This window comes from Nonomuraea sp. NPDC050478 (assembly GCF_044458265.1).
Taxonomy (GTDB): Bacteria; Actinomycetota; Actinomycetes; order Streptosporangiales; family Streptosporangiaceae; genus Nonomuraea; species Nonomuraea ferruginea.
In genome coordinates, this window is the sequence record NZ_JBITHT010000003.1 from 133271 (window position 1) to 146089 (window position 12819).

Below are 12819 nucleotides of genomic sequence, written 5' to 3' on the forward strand. Positions count from 1 at the left end.
TCGGTGTCCGGGTCGGCATGACCGGCAGGTCGGCATAGTGGATCTTCCACGTCGACCGGGAGAATCAGCGCGTCGTCGCCGTACTCCACGAGTACTCACATGCGGCTTGGCCCGCATGGACGAAGTTCTCGGCGAGCGCAGGCCCGCTCCCGTCCTGCCGTACGCCGATCTCCTCGATCAGCGCCGTCCGTGGGTCAGCCGACTGAGGCCCAGTGCCAGAGTTGGTTGCCCTGGGTCGCGCCACCACACTGGTGCATCGTCACCAGATCTCTCGCGCCGATGTCGATCACTGCGAGGCACAGGCCTTGGTAGGCCTTGCTGTGCAGCTGGAACCACCCGTTCGAGCGGTGGATCTGGGTCCAGGCCATGTCCGCGTCGACCCCGTCCGTGCAGTCCCTCATGAACGGCGACTCCGACACGACGCTACCGGCGCTGAGACAGTTGCCCGCCTGGTCGGGGTCATGGCTGCGGATGGCGACGTAGCCCCCGGTGTGGGTGGTGAAGCGCCAGCTCTGGTGGGCGTTGACGTGGCACCCGGCCATGCGGACTCCTGTGCCCGTACCGCCGTACTCGATCTCGAGGCAGGTTCCGGAAGTGTCTCCGTCGCCGTTGATCAGCCGGGAGCCCACGGCCGCCACACCGGCGGTGGCGGTAGGGACCGCCTCCGCGACGGCGTTGCTCGCGCCGACGCCCACGACGACCAGCAACGCCGTTGACACGGCACTGATCACTTTGTGAGATGTTCGCACCTGAATTCTCCCGTCTCCGTCGGTGGCACGCACCGCTGTCCGTGATGGCGCCGCCGGGCGCCGCGGTTCATTACTCAGGGTGATCGGTGAAGGATCCGGTGCACACGGTGCTGCGGTAGATCGCCGTAGCCCAGTACGACAGGCACGCCCGCATCGGGTGGTTGATGTTGTGGGCGCCGGTGGATCTGACGGCCGCCGTGGCGTCCGTGGCCGCCGTCGACGCCGGGCACTTCTCCCATGGACTCGTACTGGTGTTCTTCCACTCGACCCAGACCGAGTCCCCCCGCTGCACCCCGGTGCCTCCGGCTCCCGTCAGGAAGGCGTAGCTGTAGTCGCTGCTCCTGATGTTGACCAGTTGCAGCTTGACAGTCCGCGGCCCGTTGTACCCGATGTCCTGAGACAGTTCGCGGACCGCCGCGGTGAAAATCCCCGAAGAACTGCACGAAACAGCGTGGGCCGGAGCCGCCGCGGCGAGCACGGGGCCGGCCGCCATTCCTGTCACCGCTGCGGCGAGCACCGCGATCTTCGCTTTCGACACTTGTCGTCTCCCCGAAATCAGTCCCCTCCCCGAGGGGCGCCGTGTGTTTGGCATGGACATTTTTCTGCGTGATCAGGCAGGAAAGGTCACCTACTCGTGATCTCCACCCCGCGATGAGCTCTCACGGCGAGGGGTCGCCGCGTCCTGCCGATTCCAGACATAGCATCAGGGAGATTGTTCAGGACCGCTCGTGCCGCTGAACAAACAAAGATGGGCCGCCGGGGAGTGGGGGCATGGGCAGACGTGAGCGTCCGCTTGATCCAGATGCGAATTCGTTACAGCGTTTCGCGTTCGAGCTGCGGCAGTTACGGTCGAAAGCGGGACAGCCCAGCTATCGGGAGTTGTCCAAACGTGCGCATTACTCGGCGACGGCGTTGGCCGAGGCGGCCGGCGGGCGGACACTGCCGTCGTTGACGGTCACGCTGGCATATGTGCAGGCGTGCGGCGGCGATCGCCGGGAATGGGAGACGCGCTACCGGGCGCTGGCCGAGGAATCGGCACGCGACCGGACGGATCCGGCCGGTGATGGCGCGTCGCCTTACCTCGGCCTGGCCGCGTTCCAGCCCGAGGACGCCGATCGATACTTCGGGCGCGCCAGCCTGGTCGAGCGCCTGGTCCACCAGGTCGCCCAGGCGCCGGTCGTCGCGGTGTTCGGCGCGTCGGGAAGCGGGAAGTCCTCGCTGATCCGCGCGGGTCTCGTTCCCGCGACCCGGGCGCATCCCGCGTTCTCCGGGCACGAGTGGTCCTGGGTTCTGCTGACGCCCACCGGGCAGCCGCTACGGGAGCTCACCCGCGCCGTCGCGGAGCTGTGCGGCGGTGAACCCGGCCGCGGCGAACCCGGCTGGCTCGACCGGGCGCTGCGCCATGCCGACCCCACCGGCGGAACCCGGGTCCTGTTGCTGGTCGACCAGTTCGAGGAGTTGTTCACGCTGTGCCCGGACGCGGGCGAACGGGCCGAGTTCATCGACGTCCTGCTTGACGCCGCTCGCGGACCTGGCCGGGTGGCCAAGGTCGTCCTGGGTGTCCGCGCCGACTTCTACGGGCACTGCGCGACCCACCCCGGCCTGCTGGAGGTGCTGGGGCAAGGTGCCCAGGTGCTCGTCGGCCCCATGACCCGGGACGAGCTGCGCTCCGCGATCACCCAGCCCGCGGCGATGGCCGGGCTGACCATCGAGCGGGAACTCGTCGCGACCATGATCGCCGACATCACCGACGAACCCGGCGGGCTGCCGCTGCTGTCGCACGCGCTACTGGAGACCTATCGGCACCGGCGCAACAACACCATGACCAAGGCGGGCTACCAGGTGTGCGGCGGTGTGCACGGCGCCCTCGCCCAGACCGCCGAGCGCCTCTACGCCGAGTTCGACGCCACGGAACAGGAGGTGGCCTGCCAGGTCTTCGTGCGGCTGACCGCGCTCGGCGATGGCATCGGCGACACCCGGCGCCGCGCACGCCACGGCGAACTGGCCACCGTCGGCGATCCCCGCACCGTGAACCGGGTGCTGGACAAGCTCGCCGCCGCCCGGCTCGTCGTCATCGGCACCGACAGCGTCGAGGTCGCGCACGAGGCGCTGATCCGCGCCTGGCCCCGGCTGAGTCGCTGGCTCACCGACGACCGCGAAAGTGTGCTGCTCCATCGCAAGCTCACGGACGCGACCCAGGCTTGGCAGTCCTCCGGACGCGACCCTGAGCTGCTCTACCGGGCGACCCAGCTCGACCAGGTGCTGGCGTGGGCCGGCCCGGCGCACCGGGCGGTCCGCCTCAACGCCGGCGAACGGGAGTTTCTCGACGCCGCGATTCACTCGCGGGACACGCAGGCCCGATCCCGCAGACGGCGCACGCTTCACCTGCGGGTGGCCACCGCGACGGTGGTGACGTTGCTCGCCACGGCGTCCGTGATCACTCTGCAGCAGCGTGCCGACGCCCGCGACCAGCACCGGGTGGCGGTCGCGCGTCAACTGGTCGCCGAGGCCACCGCGCTGCGTGAGACCGATCCCCTGCGTGCCGCCCAGCTCAGCCTCGCCGCGTGGCGGACGGCGCCGGACGTCGCGGCCACTCGTGACAGCCTGATCAGCACCCAGGCGTACCCGCTGCCCACCCGGCTGCGCGGGCACACCGGCGAGGTACGCGACGTGGTGTACAGCCCGGATGGCCGCATCCTGGCAACCTCGGCGGGAGACGCGACCGTGCGCCTGTGGGACTTGGCGACCCGAACCCAGGCCGGTGCCCCCTTGACCGGTCACACCGCGGTGGTGAACGGCCTGGCGTTCAGCCCGGACGGATCCGTCCTGGCGACCGCCTCCTACGACCGGACCGTACGGCTGTGGGACGTCGCCCGCCGGGCACCGCTCGGTGAGCCCATGACCGGGCATACGGGGCCGATCACCGGGATAGCGTTCAGCCCCGACGGACGTCTGCTCGTCACCGGCGGCGCCGACGGCGTCCTGCGGACCTGGGACACCGTCCGCCGGACCGCGGTCGGCGAGCCGATGGTCGGTCACAGGGGTCCGATCACCGGGATAGCGCTCAGCTCCGACGGCGTCACGGCGGCCACATCGAGCAACGACAAGACGGTGCGCCTCTGGAACGTCGTGACCCGGACCCCGGCCGGTGGCCCGCTGACCGGGCACACCAACGTCACCAACGGTGTCGCGTTCAGCCCGGACGGCGAACTTCTCGCCTCGACCAGCGCTGACAAGACAGTGCGCCTGTGGGAGGTGGCGACCAGGACCCCGGTCGGCGGCCCGCTGACCGGGCACACCAACGTCACGTACGGCGTGGCGTTCAGCCCGGACGGCCGCACGCTGGCCTCCAGCGGCTGGGACAAGACGGTGCGGATCTGGGACATCACCAGCGGACGGCAGCGGGGCACCGCACTCATCGGATCGACGAGCAGTGTCCTGAACATCGCCTTCAGCCCTGACGGCTCCGCGCTCGCGGGCGGCGACTCGGACGGCATGACACTGATCTGGCCCCTGCGGGAGAACCTCATGCCCGCGCACACCGACGCTGTCTACGCCGTGGCGGTGAGCCCTGACGGTCACGTCCTGGGCACCGCGGCCGATGACCGGACGGTGCGATTATGGGCGGCCACCACCCACGCACCCCTCGCAGCGCCCCTCACCGGGCACACCGCCGAAGTGCGTGCGATGGCGTTCAGCCCGCAAGGCGGGATCCTGGCGACGGGCAGCTGGGACGGAACGCTGCGGCTGTGGGACGCCGCGAGCCGCGCACCGATAGGCAAGCCGCTCACCGGGCATGTCGACTGGGTCCGCGGCCTGGCGTTCAGCCCTGACGCACGCCTGGTGGCCACCGCGGGCATGGACATGGCCGTCCGGCTGTGGGACACCACCACTCGCTCGCCCTCCGGGGCGCCGCTCACCGGGCACACGAACTCCGTGACCGGGATCGCGTTCAGCCCTGACGGCCGCACCCTCGCCACCGGCGCCAACGACAAGACGGTCCGCCTGTGGGACGTGACGACTCGGACCGCGACCGGGGAGCCGCTGACAGGCCACACCAGCGTGGTGCGTGACGTCGTCTTCAGCCCTGACGGAAGGCTGCTGGCCAGCGCGGGTGACGACAAGACCGTTCGCTTGTGGGACATCCCCGGCCGCAGGCTGATCGCCACGCTGACGGGCCACACCGGCGAAGTCCTCAAACTGGCCTTCTCCCCGGACGGCCGCGAACTGGCCAGCACATCCCTGGACAAGACAGTCCGGTTGTGGGACACGGCCGATCGGTCGACGACGACGATCCTCAGCGCGGGCACCGGCTTCGCAGGCGTCGCGTACACCCCGAACGGCCTGATGACCGGCGGAGTCACCGGCGACGTCCTGCTGTGGACCACCGATCCGGAGCGGGTGGCCGGGCAGGTATGCGCGGCCACCCGCTCCGACCTGTCCGACCAGGAATGGCACAGATACGTGCCGACATGGCCGAAGCCAGTGCTCTGTTCCCCCGATGACCACGGCTGAGGAGGCTGCCGAAGAGGGCCACGCTGGCTCAGCAGCGCGAATCCCAGTACACCGCGAGAGCGACGCCGCCACCGCCGCTTCCGATGCCGGGGTGCCGCCGGCCGAGGTCCAGGAGCTGTTCGGCCACACCGCCGGCCACCACCCAGCGTTACAGCCGTTGCCGGCTCGGCTACTGGCCGACCTTCGCGCACGTCGCCCAGGGCCGGATCCGGACCACCTCGTCGCTCACGTTACTCACACGCACGTGCCAGTACGTGTTGAAGGGACCGGTACCCATGTCCGGGATCCGGACCTCGGCATCACTGTAAAGCTCACGGGTCTCCTCAAGCAGCTGGTACCGGCCCCCGATGACGATCTTGCCCGGCGGGCACTGCGCGGTGGAGTTATCGGAACCGCCGGGGGCGATGGACACCGTCGACCCCATCACCGTCTCCACCTCCGACAGACCGGGAGCCCCGCGATCCCCCTGTGGTCCTTGGGCACCGATGTCTCCCTGCGGGCCCGCGGGGCCGACCGGGCCGGACCGGTTCCAGGTGATCTCCCGCTCACGGACCCCGCAGACGCCTCCGCTGGTGGGAAACGGCGTGGGACTTACCGTGGCGATCGACTGCGGCGCCGTCGACTGCGGCAGGGCCCCCGGGGGGATCCTGACCGTCATGATCAATTGATCTTGTGGGGGACTTGCACGCCACAAGGAGCGTCCTGAAGATCAGGTCGGCATTGCCGGCTCACCCTTTTGCTTCGAGCCGGCCACACAAGGCCGGATACGTGCTCCCCAGAGAAATGAGAATGATCCTCGCCGCGCTCCCGACGTTGCTGCCCGCCGTGGGCGGCGGCCTGTTCACGTGATCGTTCGTACCTCTTCTCGGGAAAGCGTGTCACCCGTGTCTTCGCAGGTAGTCATGCCACGCTTGGAGTTGCCTACCGCTCCGCGAGGCTGTCCACCCGCACATGGCGATGAAGGAGCACCGATGCTCACCACCCGGTTCGTGCCCGGCTCACCGTGCTGGGTCGAGCTCGACAGCCCGCACCTGGAGACCGCCGAACGGTTCTACGGCGGCCTGTTCGGCTGGGAGTTCGAGGAGCAGGTGCCCGAATACGCCTTCTGCCAGCTCGGTGGCAGGAACGTCGCGGGAATCGGCGCGCTTATGGGAGAGGCGGTCACCACTGCCTGGACCCCCTACTTCCTGGTGTCGGACTGCGAGGCCACCAGCCAGACGGTCGAGCGGGCGGGCGGCACCGTCCTCATGCCGCCGGTGGACATGGCGTCCCAGGGACAGATGGCACGGTTCAGGGATCCGGCCAGCGCCGAGTTCGCGATCTGGCTGCCCGGCGACGTGCCGGGCGTGGACCTGGTCAACGAGCCTGGCTCGATGGCCTGGATCGAGCTCCGCGAGTCCGACACTTCGGCCGTCCGCGGCTTCTACAAGTCTGTCTTCGGCTGGCGGTTCGAGGACGCGCGGATGGGTGATGTGACCTATCAGCTGATCTCTCCGTTCGGCAGCGCTCCGGGCACCGGCTCGTCTGTGGCAGGTCTGGCGCCGCTCGCACCCGGCGACCGGCCCCACTGGCTGACCTACTTCGAAGTGCCCGACTGCGACGCGGCAGTGGCCCGGTGCCAGGAGCTCGGCGGCACGGTCCGCAGCCCGGCGGAGGAGGTGAAGGGCGTGGGCCGGATGGCATCCCTGTCCGATCCGCACGGTGCCCGTTTCGCCGTCATCACCAGCTCCGGCTGATGCACCGCGCCGGGCCGGCGGGTTGGGCGGAACCGCGCTGCCGGCCTCGTCGTCTGGGGCGTGAGCCGTGCTCGAAGCACCGGGGACAGCCTCCCGCCCGAAGTCCGTACTCACGTCCGGTATCGACAGGCGACGCTGATCGACGGGCGATTGGTTTCCGCAGTCGCAGCTCATCGATTGCACGCGGGTAGTTGAACGGCGATGCCGAGCCCGCCCGCAGGGCGCGCGACGATGGTGAGTGTTCCGTCGTGCGCGTGGGTGATGCTCTTGACGATGGCCAGGCCGAGTCCGACGCCCGCGTGGTCGTCGCGTACTCTTCCCGTGCCGCGCTGAAACGGTTCCGTGAGTGCCGGGACCACCTCTGGAGACAGCTTCTCGCCGGTGTTCTCGACGGTGAGCGCCTCGGGGCCGATGCCGGTCTTGATCCACACGGTTCCCTGTACGGGCAGGTTGTGCACGATCGCGTTGTGCACCAGGTTCGTCGCCAGTTGCAGCAGGAGCGCCTGCGACCCCTCAACCGGGGTGATCTCACCTGAGATCTCGATGGTGACACCGCGTTTCTCCGCGAGCGGGAGCAGTGTCTCGACGGCTTCTTCCACGACCAGGGACAGGTCGACGCGTTCCCGTACGAAGGATCTCCGGTCGGCGCGGCTGAGCATGAGGAGCGCCTCGGTGAGGTCGATCGCCCGGGTGTTGACGGCGTGCAGGCGTTCGACGAGTTCGCCGGTGTCACGGTCGGGATCGCGGCGGGCCACGTCGAGAAGCGTCCGTGAGATCGCCAGCGGGGTGCGGAGTTCGTGTGAGGCGTTGGCCGCGAATCGCTGGTGCTCGGCGACGTGTGCTTCGAGCCGTACGAGCATGGCGTCGAAGGCGTCGGCGAGTTCGCGGAACTCGTCCGCGCGGCCAGGCAACCGGATCCGGTGGGAGAGCGATCCGTTCGCGGCCATGCGCGTGGCGTCGGTGATGCGGGTCAGGGGGGCGAGCATGCGTCCGGCGAGAATCCATCCTCCCAGCAGGCCGAACACCAGCAGGAACGCCATCACCGCGGCTGCCGCGGGGGCGAAGGCTCCCAGGAGGAGGATGCGGTTGGGCGCCACGTAGAGAAGGGCGGGCCAGCCGTCGGGCACGTACCGCAGGAGGAACACCCACACGGCGGCGAGCAGCAACGCGCCCGCGAGCATGAGGAACCCGGCGTAGCTGAGGGTGAGCTTGAGCCGGACGCTCATGCCGCGCGCCCTATCCACCCTCGTCTCCCGCGTCGATGCGGTAGCCGACTCCGGGCACGGTGGCGATGAGCCACGGTTCGCCGAGCCGTTTGCGCAGCGCCGAGACCGTGATGCGGACGGCGTTGGTGAAGGGGTCGGCGTTCTCGTCCCACGCCCGCCGCAGGAGTTCCTCCGCGCTGACGACACCGCCTTCGGCGGCGACGAGGACTTCGAGCACGGCGAACTGTTTGCGGGTGAGCGCGACGTAGCGGCCGTCGCGGTGGACCTCGCGGCGGAACGGGTCCAGGCGCAGGCCGGCGATCTCGCGTACGGGCGGCCTGTTGTGCGCGCGCCTGCGGTCGAGTGCCCGGAGGCGGAGCACGAGCTCCTGGAAATCGAAGGGCTTGGTGAGGTAGTCGTCGGCCCCGAGCCCGAACCCGGAGGCCTTGTCGTCGAGCCGGTCGGCGGCGGTGAGCATGAGGATGGGCATGCCGCTGCCCGAGGCCACGATGCGCTTGGCGATCTCGTCGCCCGAGGGGCCGGGGATGTCGCGGTCGAGGACGGCGATGTCGTAGGCGTTGACGCTCAGCAGCTCCGTCGCGGTGTCGCCGTCACCGGCGATGTCAGCCGCGATCGCCGCCAGGCGCAGCCCGTCGCGGATGACCTCTGCCAGGTAGGGCTCGTCCTCGACGATCAACACACGCATGCACTCGATGCTAGGAGCCCGGGCGTATCGCCGGCGTATCGGAAACCGCATACGTGCTGACAACACCGCGCCGCCTTGACTGCGGGCATGGCCCACAGCGAAGCGAGGACCCGGCAGTGACCGGCTCACGACATGACCCGGCCCCGCGGCTTTCCGGGACGGCCGCGAGCCCAGGCGCCGTGGCCGCCCGCGCGCGGAACCTGACCAAGACCTACGGCCGGGGCGAAACCCAGGTCCATGCACTGCGCGGCATCGACCTCGACCTCCCGCGAGGCGGGTTCACCGCGATCATGGGCCCGAGCGGATCGGGTAAATCCACGCTGATGCACTGCCTGGCCGGACTCGACCAGGCCAGCGGCGGCACCGTCACGGTGGCAGGCACCGACCTCGGATCGCTCGACGACGACGCGCTCACGATCTTCCGCCGCGAGCACGTCGGCTTCGTGTTCCAGTCGTTCAACCTGCTGCCGATGCTCACCGCGGGCGAGAACATCGTGCTCCCCCTCGAACTGGGCGGCCGCCGGATCGACGACGCGGCGCGGGAACGCGTCCGCCTGCTCTCCGACATCCTCGGCGTGGCCGACAGGCTCGCGCACCGGCCCGCGGAGCTGTCCGGCGGCCAGCAGCAGCGGGTCGCGATCGCGCGCGCCCTGATCACACAGCCGGACCTGCTGTTCGCCGACGAGCCCACGGGAAACCTGGACAGCACCACGTCGGCGGAGGTGCTGGACCACCTGCGCCGCTCGGCACGCGAACTCGGCCAGACCGTCGTGATGGTCACCCACGAGCGGGACGCGGCGGCGTACGCCGACCACGTGGTCACCATGCAGGACGGGCGGATCGCCTGATGCGTGCCGTCTTCCTCGCGTCGCTGCGCACGTACAGCCGCAGGTACGTCGCGGCGGCGGTCGCGGTCACCGTCGCCGTCGCCTTCGTCGTCGTGGTCGGCATACTCACCTCCGGCGCGCGAAGCGGGCTCATGGACGGCCTGGGTGCGCCGTACCGCAATGCCGAGCACGTGGTCTCCCCCGAGGGGTGGCCGTCGTCCGAGCTGGACCCGGCGGCCGTGATCGCCTTCACCGAGCGGCACGGCGAGAACGCGTCCGCGATCGGCCGGGCGACGCTTCCGGCGCGCGCCGGGAGCCGGAAGCTCTCGGACACGACGACCGTAGGGCCGATCGCCACCTCGCAGGTGTGGCGCTGGCAGGAGCTCAGCTCGGGCCGTTTCCCTGCGCGTACGGGCGAGGCCGCGGTGGACGTGTATGCCGCCTTGGCCGAGGACCTCGCGGTCGGCGACCGGATCACGATCGGGGTGGGAGCCGCCGCGGCCGACGTCCAGGTGGTCGGGCTCGTGGAGTCGCCCTCTCCCCCGGCCCAGGCCTCGATGTACGTCACCTGGCCCCAGTTGCTGCTGTGGCGCGACCACCTCCATCTGGGCTCGGTGGCGGTGCGCGGCGAGGTGGGCCCGCTCCCTGAAGGCGCGAAGGCGCTGTCGCCGGAGGCGTTCACCGCTGAGCGGCTGACCCACGTGCAGAACAGGGTCGACAGCCTGTCGGTGATGTTGCTGTTGTTCGCCGGCATCGCGCTCTTCGTCTCGATCCTCGTCATCGCGAACACCTTCTCCATCCTGTTCGCGCGACGACTCCGCGACTTCGCGCTGCTGCGCTGCGTCGGCGCGACCCGGCGGCAGGTGGTGCGTTCCGTACGCCGCGAGGCGGCCGTCGTCGGCGTGCTCGCGTCGCTGACCGGGACACTGGCCGGCGTCGGTCTCGGCTACGGGCTGATCGCCCTGATCGACGCCCTCGCGTCCGCCGTGCCGATGGGCGCCGCCGAGCTGCCCGTGCCCTGGCTGCTGGGAGGGTTCGCCGTCGGCCTGGCGGTCACCATGGTCGCGTCCTGGTTGCCGACCCGGCGCGTGATCCGGGTGAGCCCGCTGGCGGCGCTGCGCCCGGACGCCGGAGTGGACGCGCGCACCCGCACCGGCCTGGCGCGGCCCGCGCTCCTGCTGGTCATCGGACTGGCCCTGCTGGAGGTGGCGATGGACAGGAGCAGCACGGCGCTCATGCTGGCAGGCGGAGGAACGGTGTTCGCCGGGGTGTTGCTCTTCGGTCCGGTGCTCGTCCCCCGCCTGGTCCGGATCGCGGGCGCGCCGCTCGGCCCCACCGTACGGCTCGCGGCCGAGAACGCCGCACACCATCCGCGCCGGACCGCCACCACCACCGCCTCCCTGCTGGTCGGCGTCACCCTGACGATCGCCGTACTCACCGGGATGGCCACATGGCGGACGTCCTTGAACGAGCAGATCGGCAGAGACCACCCCATAGACATCGCGCTCACCTCGCCCAAGGGTCCGCTCACCACTGACCTCCTCACCCGGATACGTCGCACTCCCGGTGTGGAGCAGGCGATTCCGGTGTATGGCGCCGTGGCCCAGGTGGCCGGGCTCCACGACCCCATCCCGGTCGTCGCCGCGCCCACCGCCGGGCAGGTGGCCCGCGACGGCGGAGTGTTCGCACGGGTCGAGCCAGGGAAGATCAGAATTGATTTTGACGCCTTCGGCAAGGGCCTGACTCCGCGGCCGGGTGACCGGGTCACGGTGCGCGCCGGCGACCGGCGAATCCAGCTGCAGGTGGCCGTCGGCACCGGCTGGGGCCCGGCCGGCGTGGTCGCGCCCGAGACGCTGGCGACGCTCACCGACGCCCCCGAGCCGCGTGCCGTCTGGATCCGCGCCTCCACCGGCGCCGACCCGGCTCGGCTCGGCGCCGACCTGGACGAGCTGGCCGATCCCGTCGGCGCGACGATCGAGAACGGTTTGCGCACCTGGGAGTCGTTGGACCAGCAGCTGCAGATCTACACCTGGTCAGCGCTCGGCCTGCTCGGCATCGCCATCGTGATCGCCCTGATCGGGATCGCGAACACCCTCGGGCTCTCCGTGCTCGAACGTGCCCGCGAACACGCGATGCTGCGCGCGCTCGGGCTCACCCGCGGGCAGCTCCGGCGGATGCTCGCGGCCGAGGCCGTCCTGCTGTCGCTGGTGGCCACCGTGCTCGGCACCGTGCTCGGCGTCGGTTTCGCCTGGGCCGCCTGCGAGACGATCGTGAAACCGGCCCTCCGCGACGCCACCATGCACGTCCCTTGGCTGTCGCTCGGCGTCGTCGTCCTCATCGCCGCCCTGGCCGGACTCCTCGCCGCCGTTCTCCCCGCACGCCGGGCCGCCCGGGTGAGTCCGGTCGCAGGACTGTCACTCGACTGAGGGTCTACGGATGACCGGAGGTTCAGGGAAGACGTAGACCACCTGCGACTTCGCGATCGCGGATCATCGGCGGCGAGGCGCTCCGGCGGTCCACGCGCAGGCAAGGCCTTCTTCAGTCGCCGGCGGCCGGCGCCTCGTCGGCGCTGAGCGTCCGCAAGATGTCGACCAGTGTTGACAGTTGCTCGGGGGTGAGCGGCCTGAACAGCTCTTCCGCCGCCAGTTCATAGCCGGCCGTCCAGTCCTGAGCCAGGGCGGCCCCTTGCGCCGTCACTCGAAGGAGTACGGACCGGCGGTCGTCCGCGCTGGTCTGGCGTTCGAGCAGTCCGTCGCGGACGAGCGCGTCGACCAGGGTGGAGGCGGTCCCCTGCGCGATGCCGACCGCGAGAGCGAGCTCGGTGAGACGAACCGGCTGCGACCGCGCCACCTCCACCACCAGGCGGGATCTCGGTGTCGACACCCCGTGCTCGCCCAGACGCTCGTTGAAGTGACGTACGAGAACCTTCGCCGTACGGCTGAACTCGTCGGCGACCTGTGCTGCGGTCACGCCCTTGTCCGCGTGTGGCATCGCCCACCTCCCACTTGACGCCCCCATCGTACGGGAGGTTACATAGGCATCAATGCATTGACATCAAACTATTTGGTGCCGATGCATCCG

At 70.1% G+C, this 12819-nt stretch carries 10 protein-coding genes; 4 read left to right on the forward strand and 6 right to left on the reverse strand.

Translation table 11 applies throughout. The features are described 5' to 3' along the window. Positions 1 to 194: 194 nt before the first annotated feature. Both ACIBF7_RS14985 and ACIBF7_RS14990 read right to left on the reverse strand, forming a co-directional pair. Entirely contained in the window at positions 195 to 719 is a 525-nt protein-coding gene (locus ACIBF7_RS14985) for an RICIN domain-containing protein (RefSeq protein WP_364235667.1), read from the reverse strand. Positions 720 to 819: 100 nt separating this feature from the next. After that, entirely contained in the window at positions 820 to 1287 is a 468-nt protein-coding gene (locus ACIBF7_RS14990; protein ID WP_271275061.1) for a hypothetical protein, read from the reverse strand. Between the two features lie 410 nt (positions 1288 to 1697). Between ACIBF7_RS14990 and ACIBF7_RS14995 the strand changes: the two genes are divergently transcribed. Beyond that, positions 1698 to 5264 carry a hypothetical protein gene (locus tag ACIBF7_RS14995; RefSeq protein ID WP_271275060.1) on the forward strand — a complete coding sequence of 1189 codons (3567 nt, stop codon included), beginning with the start codon at positions 1698 to 1700 and terminating at the stop codon, positions 5262 to 5264. 169 nt (positions 5265 to 5433) lie between these two features. Here the strand turns inward: ACIBF7_RS14995 and ACIBF7_RS15000 are convergent, their stop codons facing one another. After that, on the reverse strand, positions 5434 to 5922 hold the full coding sequence (locus ACIBF7_RS15000; protein ID WP_397197318.1) for a hypothetical protein: 489 nt from the start codon (positions 5920 to 5922) through the stop codon (positions 5434 to 5436). 313 nt (positions 5923 to 6235) lie between these two features. Here ACIBF7_RS15000 and ACIBF7_RS15005 point away from each other — a divergent pair, with 313 nt between their 5' ends. Further along, entirely contained in the window at positions 6236 to 7000 is a 765-nt protein-coding gene (locus ACIBF7_RS15005; RefSeq protein WP_397197320.1) for a VOC family protein, read from the forward strand. Positions 7001 to 7170: 170 nt separating this feature from the next. On the opposite strand, the gene ACIBF7_RS15010 is transcribed toward ACIBF7_RS15005, so the two are convergent. Together ACIBF7_RS15010 and ACIBF7_RS15015 are read right to left on the reverse strand one after the other, a co-directional pair. Continuing rightward, positions 7171 to 8244 (reverse strand): sensor histidine kinase, encoded by a 1074-nt coding sequence (locus tag ACIBF7_RS15010; protein ID WP_397197321.1) that lies wholly within the window; start codon positions 8242 to 8244, stop codon positions 7171 to 7173. Then, positions 8237 to 8911: a response regulator transcription factor gene (locus ACIBF7_RS15015; RefSeq protein WP_271275056.1), complete on the reverse strand. Its 675-nt coding sequence runs from the start codon at positions 8909 to 8911 to the stop codon at positions 8237 to 8239. The genes ACIBF7_RS15010 and ACIBF7_RS15015 overlap by 8 nt, the downstream gene beginning before the upstream one ends. Positions 8912 to 9027: 116 nt before the next feature. Between ACIBF7_RS15015 and ACIBF7_RS15020 the strand changes: the two genes are divergently transcribed. Together ACIBF7_RS15020 and ACIBF7_RS15025 are read left to right on the forward strand one after the other, a co-directional pair. Continuing rightward, positions 9028 to 9759: an ABC transporter ATP-binding protein gene (locus tag ACIBF7_RS15020; RefSeq protein WP_378525290.1), complete on the forward strand. Its 732-nt coding sequence runs from the start codon at positions 9028 to 9030 to the stop codon at positions 9757 to 9759. Next, positions 9759 to 12164, forward strand: coding sequence for an ABC transporter permease (locus tag ACIBF7_RS15025; protein ID WP_397197322.1), 2406 nt, complete (start codon positions 9759 to 9761; stop codon positions 12162 to 12164). The genes ACIBF7_RS15020 and ACIBF7_RS15025 overlap by 1 nt, the downstream gene beginning before the upstream one ends. Positions 12165 to 12276: 112 nt before the next feature. Here the strand turns inward: ACIBF7_RS15025 and ACIBF7_RS15030 are convergent, their stop codons facing one another. Further along, positions 12277 to 12729 carry a MarR family winged helix-turn-helix transcriptional regulator gene (locus tag ACIBF7_RS15030; RefSeq protein WP_219547281.1) on the reverse strand — a complete coding sequence of 151 codons (453 nt, stop codon included), beginning with the start codon at positions 12727 to 12729 and terminating at the stop codon, positions 12277 to 12279. Between the last annotated feature and the right edge of the window lie 90 nt (positions 12730 to 12819).